23 protein-coding genes are annotated in these 25931 nt (G+C 71.5%); 14 read left to right on the top strand and 9 right to left on the bottom strand.

All coding sequences use genetic code 11. The annotated features are described in order from the left end of the window. Window positions 1-55 precede the first annotated feature (55 nt). Window positions 56-982 carry a hypothetical protein gene (locus ACGH52_RS19925; protein ID WP_399941138.1) on the top strand — a complete coding sequence of 309 codons (927 nt, stop codon included), beginning with the start codon at window positions 56-58 and terminating at the stop codon, window positions 980-982. A gap of 45 nt (window positions 983-1027) precedes the next feature. Continuing rightward, window positions 1028-1420, top strand: a complete 393-nt coding sequence (locus tag ACGH52_RS19920) for an ADP-ribosylation/crystallin J1 (protein WP_171987261.1) — start codon at window positions 1028-1030, stop codon at window positions 1418-1420. 79 nt (window positions 1421-1499) lie between these two features. On the opposite strand, the gene ACGH52_RS19915 is transcribed toward ACGH52_RS19920, so the two are convergent. Beyond that, window positions 1500-3578 (bottom strand): PhoX family protein, encoded by a 2079-nt coding sequence (locus ACGH52_RS19915; RefSeq protein WP_399941135.1) that lies wholly within the window; start codon window positions 3576-3578, stop codon window positions 1500-1502. A 263-nt stretch (window positions 3579-3841) separates the two neighbouring features. Between ACGH52_RS19915 and ACGH52_RS19910 the strand changes: the two genes are divergently transcribed. The 3 genes from ACGH52_RS19910 (at window position 3842) to ACGH52_RS19900 (ending at window position 7514) form a co-directional block, all read left to right on the top strand. Continuing rightward, window positions 3842-5338 carry a VWA domain-containing protein gene (locus ACGH52_RS19910; RefSeq protein ID WP_399941132.1) on the top strand — a complete coding sequence of 499 codons (1497 nt, stop codon included), beginning with the start codon at window positions 3842-3844 and terminating at the stop codon, window positions 5336-5338. Window positions 5339-5429: 91 nt separating this feature from the next. After that, window positions 5430-7046, top strand: a complete 1617-nt coding sequence (metG, locus tag ACGH52_RS19905) for a methionine--tRNA ligase (RefSeq protein WP_059299362.1) — start codon at window positions 5430-5432, stop codon at window positions 7044-7046. A 102-nt stretch (window positions 7047-7148) separates the two neighbouring features. Next, window positions 7149-7514 carry a PH domain-containing protein gene (locus ACGH52_RS19900; RefSeq protein ID WP_052836613.1) on the top strand — a complete coding sequence of 122 codons (366 nt, stop codon included), beginning with the start codon at window positions 7149-7151 and terminating at the stop codon, window positions 7512-7514. Between the two features lie 66 nt (window positions 7515-7580). Here ACGH52_RS19900 and aspS read toward each other — a convergent pair whose 3' ends face one another. Beyond that, window positions 7581-9344, bottom strand: coding sequence for an aspartate--tRNA ligase (aspS, locus tag ACGH52_RS19895; RefSeq protein WP_076975141.1), 1764 nt, complete (start codon window positions 9342-9344; stop codon window positions 7581-7583). Between the two features lie 179 nt (window positions 9345-9523). Between aspS and ACGH52_RS19890 the strand changes: the two genes are divergently transcribed. Continuing rightward, complete coding sequence (locus tag ACGH52_RS19890) at window positions 9524-11707, top strand: SpoIIE family protein phosphatase (RefSeq protein WP_399941127.1); 2184 nt, start codon at window positions 9524-9526, stop codon at window positions 11705-11707. Here ACGH52_RS19890 and ACGH52_RS19885 read toward each other — a convergent pair. The 3 genes from ACGH52_RS19885 to ACGH52_RS19875 form a co-directional block, all read right to left on the bottom strand. Next, window positions 11620-12723 (bottom strand): AI-2E family transporter, encoded by a 1104-nt coding sequence (locus ACGH52_RS19885; RefSeq protein WP_121703122.1) that lies wholly within the window; start codon window positions 12721-12723, stop codon window positions 11620-11622. The genes ACGH52_RS19890 and ACGH52_RS19885 overlap by 88 nt on opposite strands. Window positions 12724-12788: 65 nt before the next feature. Beyond that, on the bottom strand, window positions 12789-13766 hold the full coding sequence (locus ACGH52_RS19880; RefSeq protein WP_003975143.1) for a pirin family protein: 978 nt from the start codon (window positions 13764-13766) through the stop codon (window positions 12789-12791). Between the two features lie 119 nt (window positions 13767-13885). After that, entirely contained in the window at window positions 13886-14353 is a 468-nt protein-coding gene (locus ACGH52_RS19875) for an SseB family protein (protein WP_030180614.1), read from the bottom strand. 149 nt (window positions 14354-14502) lie between these two features. On the opposite strand from ACGH52_RS19875, the gene ACGH52_RS19870 reads away from it, so the two are divergent. The 4 genes from ACGH52_RS19870 to ACGH52_RS19855 all read left to right on the top strand — a co-directional run bounded on the left by ACGH52_RS19870 (window position 14503) and on the right by ACGH52_RS19855 (window position 18668). Next, on the top strand, window positions 14503-16329 hold the full coding sequence (locus ACGH52_RS19870) for an acyl-CoA dehydrogenase (protein WP_059299356.1): 1827 nt from the start codon (window positions 14503-14505) through the stop codon (window positions 16327-16329). A 97-nt stretch (window positions 16330-16426) separates the two neighbouring features. Then, window positions 16427-17725 (top strand): M18 family aminopeptidase, encoded by a 1299-nt coding sequence (locus tag ACGH52_RS19865; RefSeq protein ID WP_121703123.1) that lies wholly within the window; start codon window positions 16427-16429, stop codon window positions 17723-17725. Window positions 17726-17839: 114 nt separating this feature from the next. Beyond that, on the top strand, window positions 17840-18088 hold the full coding sequence (locus ACGH52_RS19860) for a DUF6458 family protein (protein WP_052836626.1): 249 nt from the start codon (window positions 17840-17842) through the stop codon (window positions 18086-18088). A gap of 85 nt (window positions 18089-18173) precedes the next feature. Further along, window positions 18174-18668 carry an LURP-one-related/scramblase family protein gene (locus tag ACGH52_RS19855; RefSeq protein ID WP_059299354.1) on the top strand — a complete coding sequence of 165 codons (495 nt, stop codon included), beginning with the start codon at window positions 18174-18176 and terminating at the stop codon, window positions 18666-18668. Window positions 18669-18690: 22 nt separating this feature from the next. On the opposite strand, the gene ACGH52_RS19850 is transcribed toward ACGH52_RS19855, so the two are convergent. Together ACGH52_RS19850 and ACGH52_RS19845 are read right to left on the bottom strand one after the other, a co-directional pair. Continuing rightward, on the bottom strand, window positions 18691-19155 hold the full coding sequence (locus ACGH52_RS19850; RefSeq protein ID WP_399941119.1) for a DUF2867 domain-containing protein: 465 nt from the start codon (window positions 19153-19155) through the stop codon (window positions 18691-18693). Between the two features lie 66 nt (window positions 19156-19221). Continuing rightward, the gene (locus tag ACGH52_RS19845) at window positions 19222-20019 is read right to left on the bottom strand and encodes a carbon-nitrogen family hydrolase (protein ID WP_399941116.1); all 798 of its coding nucleotides are present in this window, start codon (window positions 20017-20019) and stop codon (window positions 19222-19224) included. Between the two features lie 181 nt (window positions 20020-20200). Between ACGH52_RS19845 and ACGH52_RS19840 the strand changes: the two genes are divergently transcribed. Then, the gene (locus tag ACGH52_RS19840) at window positions 20201-21025 is read left to right on the top strand and encodes a maleylpyruvate isomerase family mycothiol-dependent enzyme (RefSeq protein WP_059299351.1); all 825 of its coding nucleotides are present in this window, start codon (window positions 20201-20203) and stop codon (window positions 21023-21025) included. 101 nt (window positions 21026-21126) lie between these two features. On the opposite strand, the gene ACGH52_RS19835 is transcribed toward ACGH52_RS19840, so the two are convergent. Both ACGH52_RS19835 and ACGH52_RS19830 read right to left on the bottom strand, forming a co-directional pair. Further along, window positions 21127-22455, bottom strand: coding sequence for a nitrate/nitrite transporter (locus tag ACGH52_RS19835; RefSeq protein WP_399941112.1), 1329 nt, complete (start codon window positions 22453-22455; stop codon window positions 21127-21129). Further along, window positions 22452-23102 carry a GntR family transcriptional regulator gene (locus tag ACGH52_RS19830; protein ID WP_059299349.1) on the bottom strand — a complete coding sequence of 217 codons (651 nt, stop codon included), beginning with the start codon at window positions 23100-23102 and terminating at the stop codon, window positions 22452-22454. The genes ACGH52_RS19835 and ACGH52_RS19830 overlap by 4 nt, the downstream gene beginning before the upstream one ends. 211 nt (window positions 23103-23313) lie before the next feature. Between ACGH52_RS19830 and ACGH52_RS19825 the strand changes: the two genes are divergently transcribed. From ACGH52_RS19825 to ACGH52_RS19815, 3 genes are all read left to right on the top strand, one after another. Next, window positions 23314-24249 carry a D-alanyl-D-alanine carboxypeptidase family protein gene (locus ACGH52_RS19825; RefSeq protein ID WP_399941109.1) on the top strand — a complete coding sequence of 312 codons (936 nt, stop codon included), beginning with the start codon at window positions 23314-23316 and terminating at the stop codon, window positions 24247-24249. Between the two features lie 125 nt (window positions 24250-24374). Beyond that, window positions 24375-24722, top strand: coding sequence for a GntR family transcriptional regulator (locus ACGH52_RS19820; RefSeq protein ID WP_121703127.1), 348 nt, complete (start codon window positions 24375-24377; stop codon window positions 24720-24722). Continuing rightward, on the top strand, window positions 24719-25720 hold the full coding sequence (locus ACGH52_RS19815; RefSeq protein ID WP_399941106.1) for a DUF1648 domain-containing protein: 1002 nt from the start codon (window positions 24719-24721) through the stop codon (window positions 25718-25720). Before ACGH52_RS19820 ends, ACGH52_RS19815 begins: the two co-directional genes overlap by 4 nt. Window positions 25721-25931: the final 211 nt, after the last annotated feature.

Genomic DNA, 25931 nt, shown 5'->3' with positions numbered 1-25931 from the left:
GCCATTTGCAGTCACGCCGGTCGCCCGGCCGGGGCGCGGGGGTTTGCCTGGGAGGGTGTCCCCCCGCCTCCGGAGCGCCCTGTCGGCCGTCCTCGTCGCCCTCGCCAGCCTGCTCGCACCGTGCGCCACGCTGGCGGTCTGGGCGATGCACGGACCGGCCGACACCGGCCGGTACGTCGCCGCCGTCGCCCCGCTCGCCGACGACCCGGACGTACGGGACGCCGCCGCCGACACGCTGGGCGCCGGGTTCGCCGGATACGTCGACGAGACCGCGGCCGGCCCCGTGAACGGAGCCGTGCGGCTCTTCGTGCGGGACGCGGCCCGGTCGTTCACCCGCACCAAGGCCTTCCACGAGGGCTGGGACGCGGCCCACCGCACCGTCCACGCCGCCGTGCTGCGCGCCCTGCGCGACGACGGCGCCGCCGGACGCGCGGTCACCGTCGACCTGGCCCCCGTCACCGAACGCGTGCGGGACCGGCTCGCCGAGGACCACGTGCCCTTCGCCCGGCGCATCCCGGTCCGGCACACCGCCCTCACCGTGCTCCCGGCCCACGACGCGGACCGGCTCAGGAAGGGCTACCACGTGCTCGACGTCGCCGCCTTCTGGCTGCCGCTGGCGGCCGTCGCCTTCGCGGTCACCGGCATCGCCGTCGCCGCCCGCCGCCGCCGCGCCGTCACGGCCGCCGGGATCGGCACCGCCCTCGGCGGCGCCCTGCTCGCCCTCGCCGTGGTGGTCGGCCGCCGCCTCACCGTCACGGAACTCCCCGGCCCGGTGGACGGCCCCGCCGCGGGCGCCGTCTACGACGCCCTCACCGAAACGCTGCGCACCGCCTCCTGGCTCCTCGTCGCCCTCGGCCTCACCGTCGCCCTGGCCTCCTGGCTCACGGGCCGGTACGGGCGTCCACCGCGCCGCCGCTCCCCCGCGGAGCCCGCGGGCGAGCCCGGGCCCACCCCGCCCCGGCCGACCCGCACCCGGCTCTGAAACCGCTTGGCGGGACCCGCGCCCCGGCGGCTAACGTCGCCGACCATGACCGAGCACCGGACCGAGAGCGACACGACGACCCTGTGGCGGCCCACCGGCCCCGAGGAGCTGGCGCTCGTCGAGGCCTCCGGCTGGACGGCCTGGCCCCCGCGCCTGCCCGAGCAGCCGATCTTCTACCCGGTCCTCAACGAGGACTACGCGGTCCGCATCGCCCGCGACTGGAACGTCCCCGCCTCCGGCGCGGGGTACGTGACCCGCTTCGAGGTCGACACGGCCTTCCTGGCGCGCTACCCCGTACGCCGGGCGGGCGGCGAGACCATCCTGGAGCTGTGGGTCCCGGCGGAGGAACTGGCGGAGTTCAACCGGCACATCGTGGGCCGCATCGAGGTGGTCCGGGAGTTCCACGCGCGGGCCCAGGAGGACGCCGGGCCGGCCTAGGAGGACGCCGGGCCGGCCCCGGGCGACGCGACGCGGCCGCGCGCGGCGCCCGGTTCCCGGGCCTCCCGTCCGGGACGGCTCAGACGCCGATGTCGCGGCCGTCCGCGCGCCACACCGCCACGACCGCCGGGCGCACGATCTTCCCCGGCCCGTCGGGCCAGGTGCTGGCCGGCTGCTCCACGGAGGCGCCGTCGACCTCGCCGGGGTGCTGCACGGCGACCAGCACCCGCCGGTCCTGGACGAGCGGGCCGCAGGTCTCCGCGCCGGTCGGCACGGTCAGGAACTGCTTCAGCTCACCGCGCCGGTCGCCCTTGGTCGCCACGCCGAAGAGGCCGTCGTGGGTGCCGAGCGCGTTGCCGTCGGTGGAGATCCACAGGTTGCCGTGGTCGTCGAAGGCGACGTTGTCCGGGCAGGAGATCGGGCTGACCCGGTCCTTGGGGAAGCCCGCGAAGTAGGTCGCCGGGTCCTCCGGGTCACCGGCGACCAGGAACAGCGACCAGCCGAAGGTGGTGGCGTCGGCCCGGTTCCAGCGCTCGGTCAGCTCCAGGACGTGGCCGTGCTTGTTGGAGTTGCGCGGGTTGGCCTCGTCGGGGCCCGCGTAGCCGCTCTTGCCCCGGTTGGTGTTGTTGGTGAGGGCGACGTACACCTTGCCGGTGGTCGGCGACGGCTCGATGTCCTCGGGCCGGTCCATCTTGGTCGCGCCGACCTTGTCCCCGGCGAGCCGCGTGAAGACGCACACCTCCTCGGCGCTCATCCCCTCGACGTGCGACACGGCACCGCGCTCGGTGGCGGTGACCAGCGGGATCCACCTGCCGCCGCCGTCGAACTCGCCGTCGCGCGGCAGCGTGCCCGTCCCGTCGATCTCGATCGCCGGGGAGTCGCCGTCGAGCTTGGCGACGTACAGGGTGCCCTCGTCGAGCAGCGAGAGGTTGTGCTCGCGCGCCCAGCGGGAGTTGCCGTGCCGCATCCGCTTGCTGCCGACGAACTTGTAGAAGTAGTCGAACCGCTCGTCGTCGCCGGTGTAGACGACCGGCCGCCCGTCGTGCGTCAGCCGCACCGTCGCGGCCTCGTGCTTGAACCGGCCGAGCAGCGTGTGCTTGCGCGGCGTGGAGTCGGGGTCGTACGGGTCCAGCTCGACGACGTACCCGAACCGGTGCACCTCGTTCGGCTCCCGGGCGACGTCGAACCGCTTGTCGAACCGCTCCCACTTGCGCTCGGTGGCACCGGTCCCGATCCCGTACCGCTTGTCGGTGGCGCTGGAGGCGTTGGCGAAGTACTGGTTGAAGTTCTCCTCGCCGTGCAGCGTCGTGCCCCACGGGGTGGTGCCGCCGGAGCAGTTGTTGAGGGTGCCGAGCACCTTGCGGCCGGTGCGGTCGGCGGAGGTCTTCACCAGGTCGGACCCGGCGGCCGGGCCGGTGAGCCGGAACTCGGTGGTGGCGGTGACCCGCCGGTTCAACCGGTGCCGCGGCACGGCCGTGAGCCGCCCGCTCCGCTTTTCCTCCTCCACGGCGACGACGGACAGCCCGTGCGCGGCCCAGGCGATCTCGACCTGCTCGCGGGTCGGGTTCTCGGGGTCGTAGCCGCGGAACATGAGCACCTCGTCGGTGTACTCGTGGTTCGCGACGAGGAGCTGGCGGTCGTGCTCGCCCCGCAGCGGCAGCAGCGCGAGGAAGTCGTTGTTGTACCCGAACTGCCCGGCCTGCGCCTTGGCGGTCTGCTTCTCGGCGTCGAAGGCGGGCGCCCCGCGCAGGATGGGTTCACCCCAACGGATGACGACGTCCTGCCGGTACCCCTCCGGTACGGTCACGGCGTCGTCGGTGTTGGGCGCGACGGGCGTGAACCGCAGCCCCCGCGCACCCTGCGTCCACGACGGCTTCCCGGGTCCCTTTCCGGCCGCGGGCGCGGCCTGCGCCGACGGCGCCCCCGCCACGCCGACGGCCCCGGCACCCGCCGCGGCGACGGTCACGACGGCGGCGGCCCGCATCATGGAACGGCGGCTGAGTGCACCGGCGATGACATCGCCGACGTACTCGTTGGAGCTGGTGTTCGGCACCTCGTGGAAGCAGGCGTCACCACACCGGAAACGGCAGGTCATCGCGGACCGGCCGCCAGGATGCGAACCGGACGGCGTCCCGATCAACGGCAGGAGCTTGCGCACTGTGTTCTCCCCTTGAGAATCCCTGTATGCCCTGGTGTCAGCGCGACCGTAGGTGCACATACGTGCGGGGACCGGGCGTCGCGGTGAACGGAGGGTGAACCCGCGGAATCCGTGGGGGAATTGCCGCTACGTCTCGTTCCCGCCTTGACGCGTCGCCGCCCGCATGCCAGACCCTGCACAAGATCACAAGCCGGGACCGCTAACCTTACGTGTCCGTCCTGGCCAGGGATTGACGGCACCAACTCACTCGAAGGGTTGCGCACATGGGCATTCTCACTCTCCTGCGGAACGCGTTCGGCCGGTCACGCAAAGAACGGGCCGCCCAGGCGGAGGGTGCGACGCAGGAGACGGCACCGCCGGTCACCGAGCCGGAGCCGAAGCTCCCGTCCCAGCCCACCGCACCCCCGGAGCCGGCCGAGACCGCCCCGGCCGAGCCGGAGTCCTCCCAGATCCCCGAGCCCCGCTCGGAACCCACCCCCGACGAGCACGACCTCGTCAAGGCCGCCTTCGCCAACGTCACGGTCCCGAAGCCGACGGAGCCACCCTCGGAGGCCACTCCACCCCCGGCGGCCGAAGTGGCAGCCCCGGCGACCCCGGCGACCGAGACGGCCCCCGAGCCGGAGCAGAAGCCCGATACGGAGGCCAAGCCCGAGGCCACGCCGACCGAAGCGGAGCCCGAGATCGAGCCCGAGGCCAAGGTCGAGCCCGAGCGCGAGCCCGAGGTCGAGCCCGAGCCCGAGGTCGAGCCGAAGGCCGAGGTCGAGCCCGAGATCGAGCCCGAGCCCGAGGCCGAGGTCGAGCCGAGGGCCGAGGTTGAGCCCGAGGTCGAGGTCGAGGTCGAAGCCAAGGTGAAGCCTGAGGCGGAGGCGAAGCCCGAGGCCAAGGCGGAGCCGAAGGCTGAGCCGATGACGGACACGCCGGCCGCCCCGGCCACCACCCCGGAACCGGCAGCCGCCGACGGCGAGGAAGCCCCACAGGGGCCACCCGCACCCGACAACGAAGGCAGCACGGGCGGTGCGGGTGGGAACACGGACGCCGAAGGCGAAGCCGAGGCGTCACAGGCGGCCACCCCGCCGGAGGCACACGCCGAGGCGTCAAAGCCGGCCACCCCCGCCGCAAAGCTCCGCTCCCGCGCCCCCAACCTCACCACCGCCTACAAGGCAGCCGCCACCGCCCTCAAGAAGCACGACCTCACCGGCGCCCGCGCCAAGGTCCACCTCGTCCTCGACCGCTCCGCCTCCATGCGCCCGTACTACAAGGACGGCTCCGCCCAGGCCCTCGCCGAGCAGACTCTCGCCCTCGCCGCGCACCTGGACCCCGAGGCCGCGGTCCACGTCACGTTCTTCTCCACGGAGGTGGACGGCACCGGCGACCTCACCCTCACCGAGCACGAGAACAAGATCGACGAGCTGCACGCGGCGCTCGGCCGCATGGGCCGTACCAGCTACCACGCCGCCGTGGAGGCCGTCCTCGCGCACCACGAGAAGGAGGCCCCCGGCACCCCCGCCCTGGTGGTCTTCCAGACCGACGGCGCCCCGGACGCCAAGACCCCGGCCACCCAGGCCCTGACGGACGCCGCGGCGAACCACCCGCACGTCCACTTCTCCTTCGTCGCCTTCGGTGACCCGGAGAACAAGGCCTTCGACTACCTCCGCAAGCTCAAGACGGGCAACGCGTCGCACTTCCTGGCCGGCGAGACCCCCAAGGAGCTGACCGACGGGGAGCTGTACGAGGGCGTGCTGTCCACCTGGCGCCCGTAGGACCCGACGGGGGGTGGACGGGGAGCAACCCCCTGTCCACCCCCCGAAACGCGTGTGAGTCGATCTCCACGGGCCCAGTAGGATTTCGCCCATGGCGGCCACTGGAACCGAGAAGCAGGGGGCGAAGGCGTACTACGTCTCGACCCCCATCTACTACGTCAACGACGCTCCTCACCTGGGCCACGCCTATACGACCGTCGCAGGCGACGTGCTCACCCGCTGGCACCGCCAGCGCGGCGAGAAGGTGTGGTACCTCACCGGCACGGACGAGCACGGTCAGAAGATCATGCGTACGGCCGAGGCGAACGGGGTCACCCCGCAGGCCTGGGCCGACAAGCTCGTCACGGAGTCGTGGAAGCCCCTGTGGGAGCACCTCGACATCGCGAACGACGACTTCATCCGCACCACGCAGAAGCGGCACACCGACCGCGTCCAGGAGTTCGTGCAGGACCTGTACGACAAGGACGAGATCTACAAGGGCGGCTACGAGGGCCCGTACTGCGTGGGCTGCGAGGAGTACAAGCTCCCCGGCGAGCTGCTCGACGGCGAGGGCGAGTACGCGGGGCAGAAGCTGTGCCCGATCCACAAGAAGCCGGTGGAGATCCTCAGCGAGGAGAACTACTTCTTCAAGCTCAGCGAGTACAGCGAGAAGCTGCTCGCGCACTACGAGGCCAACCCGGGCTTCATCCAGCCCGAGTCCGCGCGCAACGAGGTCGTGAATTTCGTCCGCCAGGGCCTCCAGGACCTCTCCATCTCCCGCTCGACCTTCGACTGGGGCGTGCCGGTCCCCTGGGACGACAAGCACGTCATCTACGTGTGGGTCGACGCCCTGCTGAACTACGCCACGGCGGTCGGCTACAACGAGAACCCCGAGAAGTTCGAGTCGACGTTCCCGGCCGACGTGCACCTGGTCGGCAAGGACATCCTCCGCTTCCACGCGATCATCTGGCCGGCCATGCTGATGGCGCAGGGCCTGCCCCTGCCCGGGAAGATCGCCGCGAACGGCTGGCTGATGGTCGGCGGCGAGAAGATGTCGAAGTCCAACCTGACCGGCATCAAGCCGCAGGACCTGACCACGCACTTCGGCGTGGACGCGTACCGCTGGTACTTCCTGCGCGCGATCGCGTTCGGCCAGGACGGCAGCTTCTCGTGGGAGGATTTCTCCGCCCGCTACACCAGCGAGCTGGCCAACGACTACGGCAACCTGGCCTCCCGCGTGGCGGCCATGGTCAACAAGTACTTCGGCGGCGAGCTGCCGGCCGCGACGGCCGACGGTGACGCGGAGAAGGCGATCCACGCCGGTCTGAGCAAGGCGGTCGCGGAGTCCGACCGGAAGATCGGCGAGGAGCTGGACTTCCAGGGCGGCATCCTGGCGGTCTTCGACTTCGTCAAGCAGGTCAACGGCTACATCACCGAGCAGGAGCCCTGGAAGGTCGCGAAGGACGACAGCCCGGAGGGCAGGGCCCGCCTGGCGACGATCCTCTACACGGCCGCGGAAGCGCTCCGCGCGGTGGCGGTCCTCCTCAACCCGATCATGCCGGACACCTCCCAGAAGCTCTGGGACTCCCTCGGCGCCGAGCCCTCCCTCGGCGCCCTCGCGGACCAGCGGGTCCAGGACGCGGCGGACTGGGGCCGGCTGCCCGCCGGTGCCACGGTCACCAAGGGCGCGGTGCTCTTCCCGCGTCTCGAGGAGAAGCCGACCGCGTAACGCGCTCGCTACAGCAGGGGCCCGGGAGAGGCGGAAGCTTCTCCCGGGCCCTCCGCGTTTGCGAAGATCGAACAAAGAACCAAATCACGTGGGGGGACATCCATGGCACTGTTCGGCAACGCGCACAGCATCGACCCGGGTCAGGCGCAGCAGGAGTACGCGCGTCTGCTCGGCCAGGGCGAGCAGGTCCACGCGGCCTACCTGCTGATCCGCGACACCATCCTGTTCACCGACCGGCGGCTGATCCTGGTCGACAAGCAGGGCATCACCGGCAAGAAGACCGAGTACCACTCGATCCCGTACCGCAGCATCACACACTTCGCGGTGGAGACGGCCGGCCACTTCGACCTCGACGCCGAACTGAAGATCTGGCTGTCCGGTTCCCAGGCCCCCATCCAGAAGACCTTCACCAAGGGCGTCGACATCTACGAGGTCCAGGCCATCCTGACCCAGTTCGTGGCGCGCTAGCCGTTCCCCCGCAAAGGGGCCCCGCACCGGGTGATCCCGGTGCGGGGCCCTTCACGTGCGGGACGGCTACTTCGGCTGCGGCTTGCGCACCGAGAGGTGCAGTTCCCTCAGCCGGGTCTCGTCCAGCTCGGTCGGGGCGCCCATCATCAGGTCCTGGGCGTTGCCGTTGAGCGGGAAGGCGATGGTCTCGCGGATGTTGGGCTCGTCGGCCAGCAGCATGACGATGCGGTCGACGCCCGGGGCGATGCCACCGTGGGGCGGGGCCCCGAAGCGCAGGGCGCGCAGCATGCCGGCGAACTCGCGCTCGACGGTCTCCGCGTCGTAGCCCGCGATCTCGAAGGCCTTGAGCATGATCTCCGGCTCGTGGTTCCGGATGGCGCCGGAGGACAGCTCGACGCCGTTGCAGACGATGTCGTACTGCCAGGCCAGGATGTCCAGCGGGTCCTGGTTCTCCAGGGCGTCCATGCCGCCCTGCGGCATCGAGAACGGGTTGTGGGAGAAGTCGATCCTCCCCGTCTCCTCGTCCTTCTCGTACATCGGGAAGTCGACGATCCAGCAGAACCGGAAGACGTTCTCCTCGAAGTGCCCGGCGCGCCGCGCGGCCTCGACCCGCACCGCGCCCATGATCTTCGAGACCTCGTCGAACTCGCCCGCGCCGAAGAACACCGCGTGGCCGGGGGCCAGGGAGAGCCGCTTGGTCAGCTCCGCGACGTTCTCCTCGGTGAGGAACTTCGCGATCGGACCGGACAGCTTGCCGTCCTCGCCGACGCGGACCCAGGCCAGGCCCTTGGCGCCCTGCGAGACGGCGTAGTCGCCGAGCTGGTCGAAGAACTTGCGGGGCTGCGCCGAGACGTCCGGGACGGGCAGCGCGCGCACGTGCTTGCCGGCGAAGGCCTTGAACTCCGAGCCCTCGAAGACGTCGGTGATGTCGACCAGCTCCAGCTGGGCGCGCAGGTCGGGCTTGTCGGAGCCGTACTTCAGCATCGCCTCGCGGAACGGGATCCGCGGGAACGGGGACGTCACCTCGCGGCCGTTGCCGAACTCCGTGAACAGTTCGGTCATGAGCTGCTCGATCGGGCGGAAGACGTCCTCCTGCTCGACGAAACTCATCTCGACGTCGAGCTGGTAGAACTCGCCCGGCGAGCGGTCGGCGCGGGCGTCCTCGTCGCGGAAGCAGGGCGCGATCTGGAAGTACCGGTCGAAGCCCGAGATCATCAGCAGCTGCTTGAACTGCTGCGGTGCCTGCGGGAGGGCGTAGAAGCGGCCCGCGTGCAGGCGGGAGGGGACCACGAAGTCGCGGGCGCCCTCGGGGGAGGTGGCGGTGAGGATGGGCGTCGCCATCTCGTTGAAGCCGAGGGCCACCATCTTGCTGCGGATCGAGGAGATGACCGACGTGCGCAGCATGATGTTGCGGTGCATGCGCTCGCGGCGCAGGTCCAGGAAGCGGTACTCCAGGCGCCGCTCCTCGTTGACCCCGTCCTCGGTGTTGATGGTGAAGGGCAGCGGCTGGGCGGCGCCGAGCAGCTCGACCTCGCCCACCTCGACCTCGACCTCGCCGGTGGGCAGGTCGGGGTTGATGTTGTCGGCGCCGCGGGAGACGACCTTGCCGTCGACCCGAACGGTCGATTCCTTGGTCAGCTTGTCCAGCGCCTCGTACGCCTCGGTGCCCGGACGGGCGACGAGCTGCGTGATGCCGTAGTGATCGCGCAGATCGATGAAGAGGATGCCGCCCAGGTCGCGCCGATTGTGCAGCCAGCCACTCAGTCGGACGTCGGTGCCGACGTCAGAGGAGCGGAGCTCGCCGCAGGTGTGGGACCTGTACCGATGCATCGTCGTTCATCCAGCCTTCGCGGATCGGGGAAGTCGTTTCGCGTTTCACGTGAAACAACCCCAGCGTGAAACAACCCCCAGCGTACCGGGGACCAGTGGCTCCGTTCTTCCCCATTGCGGCCAGGGGACGGGCGGGCGAGCGGTGGCAGTGTCCGATCACCTCTTCTTAAAGTGGGGCAATGCGCACTGGTGAGCCCCTGCCCGAGGTGGGGGACGTCCTCGCCGCCCTCGCGACCGGTCTGTGGCACTGGGACACCGCCACGGGTGAGGTCGTGGTGGACGCGGAGGCCGCCCGCCTGCTCGGGCTGCCCGCGGAACGGGCGTGCCTCACGGAGGCGCAGGTGCGGGCCCGGCTGCACCCGGTGGACTGGAACGAGATCACCGGCGTGGTCCAGCTCGCCGTCGTCGAGGGCACCCTCGCCGAGGTCCGGATCCGGATCATGGACGAGCGCGGCCATGTCGTCCGGGTGGTACGCAGCCGCTCCAAGCCCTCCTTCGACCCGGAACGCAAGGCGTACGAGCTGACCGGCACCCTTCAGGAGGTCGCCGAGCCGAGGCCGGGCACCCCCGCCGGGTTCAGCGCGGTCACCGGGGAGTGGCGCCGCTCGCGGGAGGCCTTCCTGCTGGACGCGGGCCGGGCGCTGGCCGAGGCGCGGTCCACCGAGGAGGTGCTGCGGGTGGCGGCCGGGCTGTCGATGCCGGGCTTCTCCCCGGACGGCCTCGCGGTGTTCGGGGTCTCGGGCGACCGCCTCACCGTCATCGGCCACCACGGGCAGCCCGCGAACGAGGCCAACCCGTTCGTGGACATGTCCCTGGACACGCCCTACCCGGCGGCGGAGGTGGTGCGTACCGGCCGCGCGGTCTACCTCTCCTCCCCGCAGCAGTACCGGTCCCGCTACCCCATGACGTGGTCGCTCGCCGAGCGCTTCGGCCGCCGCTCCTGGGCCTATCTGCCGCTGACCGTGGCGGGCCGCACGATGGGCGCGTGGATGGCCGCCTTCACCTATCCGGTCGCGTTCACGCCGGACGAGCGCTCCGTGCTGACCACGGTGGCCCGGATGCTGGCCCAGGCCCTGACCCGGGCGGGCGCCGCGGACAACCAGCGGGAGCTGACCGAGGGGCTGCAGCGCTCGATGCTGCCCATGCTCGGCCCGGAGATCCCCGGCATGGCCGTCGCCGCCCGCTACGTCCCCACCGGCGGCGGCCTCCAGGTCGGCGGTGACTGGTACGACATGATCCCGCTGCCCGGGGGCCGCTTCGCGCTGGTGATCGGCGACGTCCAGGGGCACGACGTCCGCGCGGCCGGACTGATGGGCCAGCTGCGCATCGCCCTGCGCGCCTACGCCTCCGAGGGCCACCGTCCCGACGCGGTGCTCGCCCGCGCCTCCCACTTCTTCCACGGCCTCGCCGCCTCCGAGGACGACCCCGGCGACCTGCGCTTCGCGACCTGCTACTACGCCGAGGTCGACCCCGCCACCGGCACCCTGGAGAGCGCCCGCGCGGGGCACCTGGACCCGGTGGTGCGCATGGCGGACGGGACGGCGCTGATCCTCGCCACCGCGGGCGGACTGCCGCTGGGCATCGACCCGGACTCCGACTACCCGACGACACGGCTCGCCCTGGAGCCCGGGGACACCCTGATGCTGTGCACCGACGGCCTGGTCGAGACCGGCGGCCATGATCTGCAGAGCGGCTGGCACCGGCTGCGCGTGATCCTGGAGGAGCACACCGGCGGCCTGGAGGAACTGGCCGACGCGCTGGTCCAGGCCGTGCACGGGCCCTCCTCGCACCACACCACCGGGCCGCTCGCCGACCGCCGGGAGGACGACATCGCGCTGCTGCTGCTGTGCCGGCAGGGCGAGGGCTGCGGCTGCGGCGAGAGCACCGTGTCCCGGGCGCCGGTGCGCCGCACCATGCTGTCGGTCGCGCAGTCCGAGCCCGCCCGGATCGCCACCGCCCGGCAGCACCTGCGCGACCTGCTGCACGACTGGCCGGTGGAGGAGCAGCGGGACGCGGCGGTCCTGCTGCTGTCCGAGATGCTGACGAACGTCCTGGTCCACACCGACACCGACGCCCTGCTCGTCGCCGAGGTCGCCGGGGATCCGGGCGAGCGGCGGATCCGGGTGGAGGTCACCGACAACGGCGACGACCTCCCGCACAAGCGCAGGCCGGGGGAGATGGCGTCCTCCGGGCGCGGCCTGATGCTGGTCGAACTGCTCGCGGACGCGTGGGGCGTCGCGCCGCGCGGCGAGGGCAAGAGCATCTGGTACGAGCTCTACGAGTCCCCGGTCCCGGAGGACGGCGCCGGTCCCCCGGCCGGCCCGGACGCTCCGGAACCAGAAGCGGAACCGGAAGCCCCGTAGCGTCCCTGGAGTTCGTGCACGACCCCGAACGCCGCGGCGGTCAGGGGTACGGCGAGGAGTATCCCCAGGATGCCCGCCACCGACGCGCCCGCGGTGAGCGCCAGCAGCACGACGGCCGGGTGCATCTGCACCGTCCGGCTCTGGATCATCGGCTGGAGCACGTGTCCCTCCAGCACCTGCACGGCCAGCACCACGCCCAGGGCCCACAGCGCGATGACGAACCCCCGGTCGGCCAGCGCCACCAGCACGGCGACGGCACCGGAGAGGAACGCGCCGAGGTAGGGGACGTAGGCGCCGACGAAGACCAGCGCCCCGAGCCCGACCGCGCCGGGGATACGCAGGACCAGCAGCCCGACGGTGATGCACAGGGCGTCGATGAGGGCGATCAGGGTCGTGCCCCGCATGAAGCCCTCGACGGCACCGAAGGCCCGCCGGGCCATGGCCTCGACCGTGTCGGCGGCGCCGGGCGGGGCGAGGGCGCGCACCGTGGAGACGGCCCGGTCGGAGTCGCGCAGGAAGAAGAAGACGAGCAGCAGGGCGAGCACCGCCATGGCCAGCATCTCGCCGACGACGCTGATCCCGGTCACCACGCCGGAGGCGGCCGTACCGCCGAACTTGCCCAGTAGTTCGCGCGCGTTGGAGGCGACGTCGTCCAGCGAGGTCCCGGCGGCCCCGAAGTGGTCGGCGACGCCCTCGGCCGCGTCCCGCAGCGAGGCGACGATCTGGTCGCCGGTCTCGACGAGCGCGGCGACCACGATGTACACGGCCCCGCCGACCACGGCCAGCACGGCCACGCAGGTCAGCCCGGCGGCCAGCGACCGCTGCACATGGGCCTTCACCAGCCGCGCGTGCAGCGGCCGGAGCAGGGCGGTGCCGAGCAGCGCGAGCAGCGCCGGGGTCACCGCGGTGCGGAACTCGACGCAGAGCCGGATCGCGACGTAGACGACACCGCTGGCGAGCAGGATGACGGCGCACCAGGCGGCGAACCGGCGTACCGGACCGGGGAGCAGCTGCACGTCCCCAGCCGATCACGCGGCGGGCGGGCTGTCCTGTGCGGACGGCCCGCCCGGGTGACGCCCTGTCAGGCTCCGGGGCCCTCGCCCGACATGCCGTGCACGGCCGGGACGGTGCCGAGGCGGCCCTTCTGGAAGTCCTCGAAGGCCTGCATCAGCTCGTCCTTGGTGTTCATGACGAACGGGCCGTAGTGGGCCATCGGCTCCCGGATCGGCCGGCCGCCGAGCAGCACGACCTCCAGGTCCGGGGTGTGCGCGTCCTGCTTCTCGTCCGCGCGGACGGTCAGCGAGCCCCCGGCGCCGAAGACGGCGGTCTGCCCGAGGTGGACCGGACGCCGTTCGGCGCCCACGGACCCGCGCCCGGCCATGACGTACGCCAGGCCGTTGAAGTCCTCCCGCCAGGGCAGGGTGACCTCGGCGCCCGGCGCCAGCGTCGCGTGGACCATCGTGATCGGCGTGTGCGTGATGCCGGGGCCGTCGTGCCCGTCCAGCTCACCGGCGATGACGCGCAGCAGCGCGCCGCCGTCGGGGGAGGTGAGCAGCTGGACGCTGCCGCTGCGGATGTCCTGGTAGCGGGGGGCCATCATCTTGTCCTTGGCCGGGAGGTTCACCCACAGCTGGAGGCCGTGGAAGAGACCGCCCGACATGACCAGCTGCTCCGGCGGCGCCTCGATGTGCAGCAGGCCGGAGCCGGCCGTCATCCACTGGGTGTCGCCGTTGGTGATGGTGCCGCCGCCCCCGTTGGAGTCCTGGTGGTCGAAGATCCCGTCGACGATGTAGGTGACGGTCTCGAAGCCGCGGTGCGGGTGCCAGGGCGTGCCCTTGGGCTCGCCGGGCGCGTACTCCACCTCTCCCATCTGGTCCATCATGATGAACGGGTCGAGGTGGCGGTAGTTGATCCCGGCGAACGCGCGGCGCACCGGGAAGCCCTCGCCCTCGAAACCGCTGGGCGCGGTCGTGACGGTGAGCACGGGTCGGGCGACGGCGTCGGCGGGCGCGGATACGCGGGGCAGCGTCAACGGGTTCTCGACGGTCACGGCGGGCATGTCGACCTCCTCGGGCGGCGTACGCCCACTTTAGTTGAGCATTGAACTTCTTGCCACCTGGAACCACGAAAGCCCGGAGGGCATTCCCTCCGGGCTCCACGGCATCCGTTCGGCGGCATCTAGCCGTACATGCGACGCATGGCGAAATCGACCATCTGTTCGACGGCCTTCGCGTCGAACACCATCCGGTGCTCGCCCTCCATGTCCAGGACGAAGCCGTAGCCGGTCGGCAGCAGGTCGATCACCTCCGCGCCGGTGATCACGAAGTACTTGGACTCCTTGCCCGCGTACCGGCGCAGCTCCTTCAGCCCGGTGAACATCGGGATCACCGGCTGCTGGGTGTTGTGCAGCGCGAGGAAGCCGGGGTTGTCGCCGCGCGGGCAGTAGACCTTCGAGGTCGCGAAGATCTGCTGGAAGTCCTCGGCGGACATCTGGCCGGTGGTGAAGGCGCGCACCGCGTCCGCGAGCGAGGGCGGGGACGGCTCGGGGTACAGCGGCGGCTGCTGCCCGTACCCGCCGCCCATCGGCTGCTGCGGCGGGGCGTACTGCTGCTGCTGTTGGCCCGCGGTCTGGTCGTAGCCGTACATGCAGCACAGAGTAACGAGTAACGAGTCACAGATGGGCGGCCCGGGGTTGCTTCTTATTACCGACGGGTAGCATCATCGTAGCTACTAGTTGGTACGTGTACGGATGCGAGGAGCGAGTGCCTCGCCGATCTCTCAACGGAGCCGTCGCCATGGGGCACTACAAGCCGAATCTCCGGGACATCGAGTTCAACCTCTTCGAGGTGCTCGGCCGCGACAAGGTCTACGGCAGCGGCCCGTTCGCGGAGATGGACACGGACACCGCCAAGAGCGTGCTGGAGGAGCTGACCCGCCTCTCCGAGAACGAGCTGGCCGAGTCCTTCGCCGACGCCGACCGCAACCCGCCGGTCTTCGACCCGGAGACCAACACCGCGCCGGTCCCGGCGTCCTTCAAGAAGAGCTACCAGGCCTTCATGGACTCCGAGTACTGGCGGCTCGGCCTGCCCGAGGAGATCGGCGGCACCACCTCGCCGCGCTCCCTGATCTGGGCGTACGCGGAGCTGATCCTCGGCGCCAACCCGGCCGTGTGGATGTACTCCTCGGGCCCGGCGTTCGCCGGCATCCTCTTCGAGGAGGGCAACGAGGTCCAGAAGCACATCGCCTCGATCGCCGTCGAGAAGCAGTGGGGCTCCACCATGGTCCTCACCGAGCCGGACGCCGGTTCGGACGTCGGCGCGGGCCGCACCAAGGCCGTGCAGCAGGAGGACGGCTCCTGGCACATCGAGGGCGTCAAGCGCTTCATCACGTCCGGCGAGCACGACATGTCGGAGAACATCCTCCACTACGTCCTCGCCCGCCCCGAAGGCGCCGGACCCGGCACCAAGGGCCTGTCGCTCTTCCTCGTCCCGAAGTACGAGTTCGACTTCGAGACCGGCGAGCTGGGCGAGCGCAACGGCGTCTACGCCACCAACGTCGAGCACAAGATGGGCCTGAAGGCCTCCAACACCTGCGAGATGACCTTCGGCGACCGCCATCCCGCCAAGGGCTGGCTGATCGGCGACAAGCACGACGGCATCCGCCAGATGTTCCGCATCATCGAGTTCGCCCGCATGATGGTCGGCACGAAGGCGATCTCCACCCTCTCCACGGGCTACCTCAACGCCCTGGAGTACGCCAAGGAGCGCGTCCAGGGTCCGGACCTGGCCAACTTCATGGACAAGTCGGCCCCCAAGGTCACCGTCACGCACCACCCGGACGTGCGCCGCTCGCTGATGACGCAGAAGGCGTACGCGGAGGGCATGCGCGCCCTCGTCATGTACACCGCCTCCGTGCAGGACGAGATCCAGATCAAGGAGGCGAACGGCGAGGACGCCTCCACCGAGCACGCCCTCAACGACCTGCTCCTGCCGATCGTCAAGGGCTACGGCTCGGAGAAGGCCTACGAGCAGCTCGCCCAGTCCCTCCAGACCTTCGGCGGCTCCGGGTTCCTCCAGGAGTACCCGATCGAGCAGTACATCCGGGACGCCAAGATCGACACCCTCTACGAGGGCACCACGGCGATCCAGGGCCAGGACTACTTCTTCCGGAAGATCGTCCGCAACCAGGGCGCCGCGCTGAACTCGCTCGCCGAGGACATCAAGAAGTTCCTGGCGCTCGCCACCGGCGGCGAGGAGCTGTCCGGCGCCCGTGAGCACCTGGCCAAGGCCGCCGTCGAGCTGGAGGCCATCGTCGGCCTGATGCTCACCGACCTCGCGGCCACCGAGCAGGACGTCAAGAACATCTACAAGGTGGGCCTCAACACCACCCGCCTGCTGCTCGCCTCCGGTGACGTGATCGTCGGCTACCTGCTCCTCAAGGGCGCCGCCGTCGCCGCCGAGAAGCTGCCGACCGCCTCCGCCAAGGACGTGGCCTTCTACACCGGCAAGATCGCCGCCGCGAAGTTCTTCGCCGCGAACGTCCTGCCCGGCCTCACCCTGGCCCGCAAGGTCGCCCAGGGCGTCGACCTGGACCTGATGGAGCTGGACGAGGCCGCGTTCTAGGACGGGCCCCGCACCGAAGCCCGTTCCGCACACCCCCACGAGGGCCCGCTCCCGCCAGACGGGAAGCGGGCCCTCGTACGTCGTTAAGGTGAACCCCATGAGCGCACCCTCCCGCTTCGACCGCGGCCACACCGACGACCTGATGACCTTCCTGTCGGCGAGCCCGACCCCGTACCACGCCGTGGCGAGTGCCGCCGAGCGGCTGGAGAAGGCCGGTTTCCGCCAGGTCGCGGAGACCGACGCCTGGGAGGCGACGAGCGGCGGCAAGTACGTGCTGCGCGGCGGCGCGATCATCGCCTGGTACGTCCCGGAGGGCGCGGCCGCCCACACCCCCTTCCGCATCGTCGGCGCCCACACCGACTCCCCCAACCTGCGCGTCAAGCCCCGCCCGGACACCGGGGCGCACGGCTGGCGCCAGGTCGCCGTGGAGATCTACGGCGGCCCGCTGATGAACTCCTGGCTGGACCGCGACCTGGGCCTGGCCGGCCGCCTCTCGCTGCGCGACGGCTCGACGCGCCTGGTGAACGTGGACCGCCCGCTGCTGCGCGTGCCGCAGCTCGCCATCCACATGGACCGCGCCGTCTCCACGGACGGCCTCAAGCTCGACAAGCAGCGCCACCTCCAGCCCGTCTGGGGCCTGGGCGACACCGTGCGCGACGGCGACCTGATCGCCTTCCTGGAGGACGAGGCGGGCCTGTCCCGCGGCGAGGTCACCGGCTGGGACCTGATGACGCACTCCGTGGAGCCCCCGGCGTACCTGGGCCGCGACCGGGAGCTGGTGGCGGGCCCGCGGATGGACAACCTGCTGTCCGTGCACGCCGGGACGGCCGCCCTGGCCGCGGTCGCGGCCTTCGGCGGCGACCTCCCGTTCATCCCCGTCCTCGCCGCCTTCGACCACGAGGAGACCGGCTCCCAGTCGGACACCGGCGCCGACGGGCCGCTGCTCGGCACGGTGCTGGAACGCTCGGTGTTCGCGCGCGGCGGCTCCTACGAGGACCGGGCGCGCGCCTTCGCCGGCACCGTCTGCCTGTCCTCCGACACGGGGCACGCCGTCCACCCCAACTACGCGGAACGCCACGACCCGACGCACCACCCGCGCGTCAACGGCGGCCCCATCCTCAAGGTCAACGTCAACAACCGCTACGCCACCGACGGTTCGGGCCGCGCGGTGTTCGCCGCCGCCTGCGAGAAGGCGGACATCCCCTTCCAGACCTTCGTCTCCAACAACTCCATGCCGTGCGGCACCACCATCGGCCCCATCACCGCGGCCCGGCACGGCATCAGCACCGTCGACATCGGCGTGGCCATCCTGTCGATGCACAGCGCCCGGGAGTTGTGCGGCGCCGACGACCCGCACCTGCTGGCCAACGCGCTGGTGGCCTTCCTCCGGCCGTAGCCCGGACGATGCAACACCGCCCCCCGGCATGAGGGTTGAAGCCGGGGGTACCCGCACGGAACCGGATCGACCGGATTCCCGGAACCGACCGGCTCTGACAGGGAGGCAACACTCATGGGCCTCGGCGGGTGCATCATCCTCATCGCCGTGGGAGCCATCCTCACGTTCGCGACCGACTGGGACATGCAGGGCGTCAACCTCGACCTGGTCGGTGTGATCTTCATGGTCGTCGGCCTGATCGGTGTCGCGACGTTCAGCAGCATCGCCCGGCGCCGCCGCGTCGTGATGCCGCCGTCGACCCCGGTCGTCGAGGACCGGCCCCACCACACGCAGGACGGCTACCACAACGGCTACGGTGCCTGAGCCGGCCGCGCGATACACCCCCCACACTCAGCCTGTCGGCCTACCGGCCGCGTCCCGGGACGGTCGGCGGGGAAGCGGTCAGAGCATGAGATTCCTCGTGTACGACCGGCTCCTCGGCATCGGCGACGACTACTGGATCGAGGACGACCGCGGCAACAAGGTGTTCCTCGTCGACGGCAAGGCGATGCGGCTGCGGGACACCTGGGAGCTGAAGGACGCCCAGGGGCGCGTGCTCATCGACATCCACCAGAAGATGTTCGCCCTGCGCGACACGATGGTGATCGAACGGGCCGGCGAGCCTCTGGCCCGCATCAAGCGCAAACGCCTGTCCCTGCTCCGCAACCACTACCGGGTCACGCTGGCCGACGGCACCGAACTGGACGTCAGCGGCAAGATCCTCGACCGGGAGTTCGCCATCGAGTACGACGGCGAACTGCTGGCCGTCGTCTCCCGGCGCTGGCTCACCCTCCGGGACACCTACGGCCTGGACGTCGTCCGGGACGACGCGGACCCGGCGCTGCTGATCGCCCTGACCGTGTGCGTGATCCACCTGGCGGAGAAGGAGCGGGAGGACGACTGAGGGGCGGCGGCCCGGCGGCGCCTCACGCCGTGCGGCGAACGGCGCGGCCGAGGAGCAGCGGCACGGCCAGGTGGTGCACGGGTGCCGCCAAGGCCCACAGCACCCGGCCGGCCCGGCGCTCGTAGAACACGTACGTCGCCCAGAGCAGCCGCGCGTCGTCCACGGTCACGACGTTGCGCACGGTCAGCGACGGCGCGCGGGCCTCCAGGGCGACCCTGCCCGGCCCGGTCTCCAGCACGCGCCAGCCCACCACGTACCGTCGCGAGGTACGCGGCCCCAGCCGCAGCCCCAGCACGCCCGCCCACCCCGTCCGGAACAGCTCGCGCAGTATCACCGGGACGTCCTCGAAGCTGGCGCGCACCCACTCCTCGGGCGCCAGCCGGGGAAGTCCCGCGGCCGGAAGCTCGAAGGCCGACGCGAAAGGGGCGCCGAGGGGGTCCACCCGCACCCGGCGGATGGCGGAGGTACCGGTACGCGTCCGTGTCATACCGGAATACTGAGCGGCGTGACGCGACGTCAAACACGCCGTGTGACATCCCCTCACGCTCCGCGCTCAGGTGCGCGGCGGCTCCAGACCCAGCACCCGGTCCTTCAGGGCCGGGAACTGCTCCCGGGTCCGCGCCACCCGCTCCGGGTCGAACTCCACCGTGAGGACCTCCTCCTCCGCCCCGGCCTCCGCGAGCACCTCGCCCCAGGGGTCCACCACGATCGAGTGACCGGCCTGCGGAACCCCGGCGTGCGTCCCGGCCGTTCCGCAGGCGAGGACGAACGCCTGGTTCTCCACGGCCCGCGCCTGCGCCAGGAGCGTCCAGTGGGACCGGCGGCGCTCCGGCCAGCCGGCCGGGACGACGAGGACCTCGGCGCCGGCGTCGACGAGGGAGCGGAAGAGTTCGGGGAAGCGCAGGTCGTAGCAGGTCGCCACGCCGAGCGTGGTGGAGTCCGGCAGGCGGACCGTCACCGGCTCCCGCCCCGCGCCCATCAGCACGGCCTCGCCCTTGTCGAAGCCGAAGCGGTGGATCTTGCGGTAGGAGGCGGCCAGTTCACCGGCGGGGGAGAGGACGAGCGAGGTGTTGTAGAGCCGTCCGTCCTCGCCGCGCTCGGGGACCGACCCCGCGTGCAGCCACACGCCCGCGTCGCTCGCCGCCTTCGCCATCGCCTCGTACGTCGGGCCGCGCAGCGGCTCGGCCGCCGCGTCGAACTCCTCGAAGGCGAACGCGCCCGTGGTCCACAGCTCGGGCAGCACCACGAGATCGGCGCCCGCCTGCTCCCGCACCAGAGCCACCGCCCGTGCGCGGCGCGCTTCGACCGTTTCGTCCTCGTTCACCGCGATTTGAAGCAAAGAGGCGCGCACACTACCACCGTCCTGGCATTCGAGCCGTCCACACGGGCCTACGATCGTCACACGAAAGCACTGCCGGGGTGCCGCACAGCAGCGTAACTTAGCCTCCCAAGACGCCCGCCGACTGCCGCCGCCGCCACTGGCACCGCTGCCGCCAACCGCCCGTGTACCGACCGCCGAGGGGTCCCGTTCCGTGAGTCTGCATCCCACCCTCCAGCCCTACGCCGACGCCTGGACTCACTCCATCGAGGCGATATCCGAGCTGGTCCAGCCACTTGTGGAGGCAGAGTGGAACCGCCGGACGCCTTGCCCGGGCTGGTCGGTGCGCGACATCGTCTCGCACGTGCTGGGCCTGGACTCCGAGATGCTCGGTGACCCCCGCCCCATCCACACCCTGCCGCGCGACCTCTACCACGTCACCAACGACCACCAGCGCTACATGGAGATGCAGGTCGACGTCCGCCGCCACCACACGGCGCCGGAGATGACGTCCGAGCTGGAGTACATGGTCATCCGGCGCAACCGCCAGCTGCGGAACGAGTCGCGGGACCCCGGCACGAAGGTGCGCGGCCCGCTCGGCACCGAGCTGACCCTGGAGGAGGCGATGCGCCGGCACGCCTTCGACGTGTGGGCGCACGAGCAGGACCTGCGCACGGCCCTCGGCCGCCCCGGCAACCTCGACTCGCCCGGCGCGCACGTCGCGCGGGACGTGCTGCTCGCCGAGCTGCCCGCCGTCGTCGCCGAGCGGGCGGACGCGCCGCGCAGTTCCGCCGTGGTCTTCGACGTGCACGGCCCGGTCGAGTTCCTGCGCACCATCCGCGTCGACATCCAGGGCCGCGGCACCCTCGAATCGTCCCCGGCCCTCGGCCCCGCCGCCACCCTCACCCTCGACTGGGAGACGTACGTCCGCCTGGCCTGCGGCCGCGTGAGCCCGGAGGCGGCGAAGGACCGCATCAAGACGGAGGGCGACCCGGACCTGGCGGCGGCGATCCTGCGCCACTTCACCGTGACGCCGTGAGTGTCCTCAGCCCGTCCGGCGATTGAGGACGAGGCCGTTCAGGCCGAAGCGGGGGTCTGGGGGCGGCAGCCCCCGGCCCGGCCCGCACCCACGCCGGGTGCCTACACAGGCACGTGCACCGTCTCCACCCTGCTCGCCACCAACCGCTCCCGCTCCCGCGACGCGGCCCGCTTCCGCAACCGCAGGATCTGCGTCAACCCCAGCGCCTGCAGCACGAACACGGACGAGAACGCGACGGCGTAGTCGTCCCCCGTCGCGTCCAGCAGCACCCCCACCGCGAACAACGTGGTCATCGACGCCACGAAGCCGCCCATGTTCGTGATCCCGGAGGCCGTGCCCTGCCGCTCCGGCGGATTCGCCGGCCGCGCGAAGTCGAAGCCGATCATCGACGCCGGCCCGCACGCCCCCAGCACCGTGCACAGCACCACGAGCAGCCACATCGGCGCGTGCTCGGCCGGGTAGGCGAGCGTCGCGGCCCACAGCAGCGCCGTCGCCCCCACCGTGCCCAGCGCCAGCGGCAGCCGCGCCGCGTGGTTCCGGGCGATGACCTGGCCGTAGACCAGACCGACCGTCATGTTGGACAGGACGACCAGGGTGAGCAGCGTGCCGGCCGTGGCCCGGGACAGCCCCTGCGCCTCGACCAGGAACGGCATCCCCCACAGCAGCAGGAACACCATCGCCGGGAACTGGGTGGTGAAGTGCACCCACAGCCCGAGCCGCGTCCCCGGCTCCCGCCAGGACAGCGCGATCTGCCGCCGCACGTACGCGGCCCCCTGGTGCGGCAGCGGCTCCGGCTCGTGCCCCTCGGGGTGGTCCTTGAGGAAGAGGAGCAGCAGGACGAAGACGACGACGCCCGCCAGCGCGCTGCCCGCGAACGCCGGGGTCCAGCCGATGCCGTGCAGCAGCCGGGCCAGGACCAGGGTGGAGACCAGGTTGCCCGCCATGCCGACCAGCCCGGCCAGCTGGGCGACCATCGGCCCGCGCCGGGCCGGGAACCAGCGGGTGCCGAGCCGCAGCACGCTGATGAACGTCATCGCGTCCCCGCAGCCCAGCAGCGCCCGCGAGGCCAGCGCCATGCCGTACGACGGGGAGAAGGCGAAGCCCAGCTGCCCCGCCGTGAACAGCACGACGCCGATGCCCAGCACCTTCTTGGTGCCGAGCCGGTCGACCAGCAGGCCGACGGGTATCTGCATGCCGGCGTAGACCAGCAGCTGGAGGATGGAGAAGGTGGACAGCGCGGAGGCGTTGACGTGGAAGCGGTCGGCGGCGTCGAGACCGGCGACCCCGAGGGACGTACGGAAGATGACGGCGACGAAGTAGACGGAGACGCCGATGCTCCACACGGCGATCGCCCGCCGGCCGCCCGGGGGTGCCCCCTCCGGGGCAGGATCACCGGGCAGGGCACGGCCGGCCGAGGTGGCCGAACTCATCGGACCTCCCCCCGCGCCAGGTGCGAGAACCAGCCCACGTGCCGGCCCACCACGCCGACGGCCGCCTCCGCGTCCCCGGAGCGCAACGCGTCGAGGAGTTCCTCGTGCTCGGCGAGGGTCTTGGCGATCCGGTCGGGGTGGGAGTGCATGACGGCGACGCCCATGCGCAACTGGCGGTCGCGGAGCTGGTCGTAGAGGCGGGAGAGGATCTCGTTGCCGCCGCTGCGGACGATCTCGGCGTGGAAGCAGCGGTCGGTGACGGAGGCGGCGGCGAAGTCACCTGCGGCGGCCTGCTCCTGCTGCCGGGCGAGCAGCTCCTCCAGCCGTTCCACCAGCCCCGGCGGGGCGGGTACGGCCTTCCTGGCCGCGTGCTCCTCGACCAGCAGCCGGGTCTCCACCACGTCGGCGATCTCCTGCGCGGAGACGGGCAGGACCAGCGCGCCCTTCTTGGGGTAGAGCCGGATCAGCCCCTCGGCCTCCAGCCGCAGCAGCGCCTCGCGCACCGGGGTGCGGGAGACTCCCACGGCCTCGGCCAGCTCGCCCTCGGTGAGGAGCGTCCCGCCCTCGTAGCGGCGTTCCAGGACGCCCTGCTTGACGTGGGTGTAGACGCGGTCCGCCGCGGGGGGTTGCTTCACTGCCGTGGTCATGCCGACAGGATAGATACAACAGGGACGCAAGAGGGGTCCGGTCCAGCATCCGGACGCCGGCCCACTCGCGAGGAGGAACCCGGAAATCCGCCCCGTCCCCCCGCACAACCATTCACCCCCTTCGGGTGTCGCACAGACGCGGCCACCGCTCCGCCGACCACAACTCGGCCGCATCTCAGGGGAATTCACCACAATCGGGGTAATAAACTCAATGAACACTATTTCGGGCGCCCGTCTACGCAGGGCCGCCGCCGTCGCCCTGACCGGCGGCGCCGTCCTCGCCACCGGGGTCCTCGCCACCGCACCCGCGCAGGCCGCCGAACCCGGGCGCGTCGTCCTCGCCCCCGCCGTGCGGGCACCCGCCGTGCCCTCGATCGTCGCCAAGGGCGGCTTCGTGATGAACAACGCGACCGGCAAGTCGCTCTACACGAAGGCCGCCGACACCAAGCGCTCCACCGGCTCCACGACCAAGATCATGACGGCCAAGGTCGTGCTCTCCCAGCCGAAGCTGAACCTGGACGCCAAGGTCACGGTCCAGATGGCGTACAGCGACTACATCGTGTCGAAGAACGCCTCCTCCGCCCGGCTGATCGTCGGCGACCAGGTGACGGTCCGCCAGCTGCTCTACGGGCTGATGCTGCCGTCCGGCTGCGACGCCGCGTACGCGCTGGCCGACAAGTTCGGCTCGGGCAAGACCCGGTCGGCGCGCGTGAAGTCGTTCATCGGCAAGATGAACGCGACCGCCAAGAGCCTCGGCCTGAAGAACACGCACTTCGACTCGTTCGACGGCATCGGCAACGGCAAGAACTACTCCACGCCGCGCGACCTCACGAAACTCGCGAGCAGTGCGATGAAGAGCTCCACCTTCCGCACCATCGTGAAGACCAAGAAGTACACGGCGAAGACCAGGACCAAGAAGGGCGGCACCCGCACGATGGCGCCCTGGACCAACACCAACACGCTGCTGGGCAGTTACAGCGGCGCGATCGGCGTGAAGACCGGGTCCGGCCCGGAGGCCAAGTACTGCCTGGTCTTCGCCGCGACCCGGAAGGGGAAGACCGTCATCGGCACGGTGCTGACCTCCTCGTCGTCGACGCAGCGCGCCAAGGACGCCACGAAGCTCATGAACTACGGCTTCGCGAAGTAGACCTGCCGCCCCGCCACACACGCACACCACCACCTCGAAGGGCCCGTCGCCTGCGCGACGGGCCCTTCGCGCTGCGCCGGGCCGCCTGTACCGATGGAACACATGGTGATAGTTTCATTAGCACCATGCTGCTGAGTCTGGACAAGACCGACACCCGCCCGCTGCACGAACAGGTCGCCGGCGCCGTCCGGCGCGCCATCGCCGAGGGGGAGTGCGCCCCCGGGGACCGCCTGCCCTCGGCCCGCGACCTCTCCGAGGCCCTGGACGTCAACGTCAACACCGTGCTGCGCGCCCTGCGCGGGCTGCGGGACGAGGGCCTGCTGGAGTTCCGCCGGGGCCGGGGGGTGACGGTGGCCGAGGGCGCCCGCCCCCACTCCGAGCTGCAGATCCGGGTCGGGGAACTGCTCACCGAGGCGGCGCGGCTGGGCTACAGCAGGGCCGATCTCATCGACATGATCAGGGGGATGCCATGAGGGACACGACAACGGCACGGCGGACGACGGCCGCGGTCTGGACGGCGGGGGTCTGGACGGCCGGGGTCACGGCGGTGCTCGCCGGAATGCCGGTCCTGGCGCGGGACCGGCTGCCCGACCGGCTGGCGACCCACTGGGGCCTGAACGGCGAAGCCCCCGACGGCTCCATGCCCCTGTGGGCGGCGTCCCTCGCCCCCGCGCTGATCTGGCTGGTGACGGCGGCCGCGGTCACCGTCCCACTGATGCGGGCGGGACCGGCGGCCCGTCCGTGGACCACCGCGACCCTGCTCCCCATGGGCATCGTCCTCACCGGCGCGCAGGCCGCGGTCATCCGGGCCAACCTGGACCGCGCGGACTGGCACGAGGCCCGTCAGCCCACCGCCTGGGTCGTCGCCATCCTCGTCGCGGCCGTACTCGCGGGAGTGGCCGCGTGGCTGCTCGTCACCCGGCGCGGCGCCCGGGCCGACGCCACGACGCCCGACGAGGACGCCCCCGCGCTGGACATCCCGAAGGGCCGGCGCCTGGTCTGGTTCTCCCGCACCGCCAACCCCTGGCTCCAGCTGCTGGCGGCCGCGATCGGCCTGGTGGCCGTGGGCGCGCTCGTCGCCCTGGTCGGCGGCCTGGCCGAGCCGGGCGGCCTGTGGGGCCTGTTCGCCGGGTGCGCCGCCGGGTCCCTCGCCTGCGCCCTGTTCTCCTCCGTCCAGGCCCGCGTCTCGGAGCGGGGCCTGGAGGTCTCCTTCGGCCCCCTCGGCTGGCCCGGACGCCGCTGGGCGCCCGGCGACATCGACACGGCACGGATGGAGGTCCGCGGGCCCGCCCAGGTCGGCGGCTGGGGCTACCGCCTCAGCGGCCTCGGCACCACTGTGATGCTGCGCGCCGGCGAATGCCTGGTCGTACGTCCCCGGGGCCGACGGAGCGACTTCGCCGTGAGCGTCGACGACGCCGAGCGCGGCGCGGCCCTGCTCAACGCCCTGCGCACGGATCCGCCCCGGGGCTGAGCCCAACGGCCCGGGGACGCCTTACACGTGCGCGGTGTCCCCGAGCAGCACTTTCGATCATGTTCGCTCGCAGTCGTGAACATCCGCCGATCCGGCTGGCATATGCCCTCGGCTTCGCCCTACGTTCCGCGGCGGAGGTGGTTCACTTGATTCTTGCGAGGAGGCTCCGGCGTTCGCGTCGGGGAGGAATCGCATCCGGGTATGGCTACGC

It is taken from the genome of Streptomyces sp. BBFR25 (assembly GCF_044590125.1).
GTDB lineage: Bacteria > Actinomycetota > Actinomycetes > Streptomycetales > Streptomycetaceae > Streptomyces > Streptomyces canus_D.
The sequence above is the reverse complement of the archived record's forward strand: the minus strand, read 5'-3'. Positions and strand labels throughout refer to the sequence as shown.

What these genes read in the sequence shown, in the direction of transcription:
- ACGH52_RS19815 (WP_399941106.1), top strand. Translation starts at nt 24,719, where the DNA reads ATGAGGGACACGACAACGGCACGGCGGACGACGGCCGCGGTCTGGACG.
- ACGH52_RS19920 (WP_171987261.1), top strand. Translation starts at nt 1,028, where the DNA reads ATGACCGAGCACCGGACCGAGAGCGACACGACGACCCTGTGGCGGCCC.
- ACGH52_RS19910 (WP_399941132.1), top strand. Translation starts at nt 3,842, where the DNA reads ATGGGCATTCTCACTCTCCTGCGGAACGCGTTCGGCCGGTCACGCAAA.
- ACGH52_RS19860 (WP_052836626.1), top strand. Translation starts at nt 17,840, where the DNA reads ATGGGCCTCGGCGGGTGCATCATCCTCATCGCCGTGGGAGCCATCCTC.
- ACGH52_RS19855 (WP_059299354.1), top strand. Translation starts at nt 18,174, where the DNA reads ATGAGATTCCTCGTGTACGACCGGCTCCTCGGCATCGGCGACGACTAC.
- ACGH52_RS19875 (WP_030180614.1), bottom strand. Translation starts at nt 14,353, where the DNA reads ATGTACGGCTACGACCAGACCGCGGGCCAACAGCAGCAGCAGTACGCC.
- aspS (WP_076975141.1), bottom strand. Translation starts at nt 9,344, where the DNA reads ATGCATCGGTACAGGTCCCACACCTGCGGCGAGCTCCGCTCCTCTGAC.
- ACGH52_RS19820 (WP_121703127.1), top strand. Translation starts at nt 24,375, where the DNA reads ATGCTGCTGAGTCTGGACAAGACCGACACCCGCCCGCTGCACGAACAG.
- ACGH52_RS19830 (WP_059299349.1), bottom strand. Translation starts at nt 23,102, where the DNA reads ATGACCACGGCAGTGAAGCAACCCCCCGCGGCGGACCGCGTCTACACC.
- ACGH52_RS19835 (WP_399941112.1), bottom strand. Translation starts at nt 22,455, where the DNA reads ATGAGTTCGGCCACCTCGGCCGGCCGTGCCCTGCCCGGTGATCCTGCC.
- ACGH52_RS19825 (WP_399941109.1), top strand. Translation starts at nt 23,314, where the DNA reads ATGAACACTATTTCGGGCGCCCGTCTACGCAGGGCCGCCGCCGTCGCC.
- ACGH52_RS19865 (WP_121703123.1), top strand. Translation starts at nt 16,427, where the DNA reads ATGAGCGCACCCTCCCGCTTCGACCGCGGCCACACCGACGACCTGATG.
- metG (WP_059299362.1), top strand. Translation starts at nt 5,430, where the DNA reads ATGGCGGCCACTGGAACCGAGAAGCAGGGGGCGAAGGCGTACTACGTC.
- ACGH52_RS19880 (WP_003975143.1), bottom strand. Translation starts at nt 13,766, where the DNA reads ATGCCCGCCGTGACCGTCGAGAACCCGTTGACGCTGCCCCGCGTATCC.
- ACGH52_RS19890 (WP_399941127.1), top strand. Translation starts at nt 9,524, where the DNA reads ATGCGCACTGGTGAGCCCCTGCCCGAGGTGGGGGACGTCCTCGCCGCC.
- ACGH52_RS19850 (WP_399941119.1), bottom strand. Translation starts at nt 19,155, where the DNA reads ATGACACGGACGCGTACCGGTACCTCCGCCATCCGCCGGGTGCGGGTG.
- ACGH52_RS19900 (WP_052836613.1), top strand. Translation starts at nt 7,149, where the DNA reads ATGGCACTGTTCGGCAACGCGCACAGCATCGACCCGGGTCAGGCGCAG.
- ACGH52_RS19870 (WP_059299356.1), top strand. Translation starts at nt 14,503, where the DNA reads ATGGGGCACTACAAGCCGAATCTCCGGGACATCGAGTTCAACCTCTTC.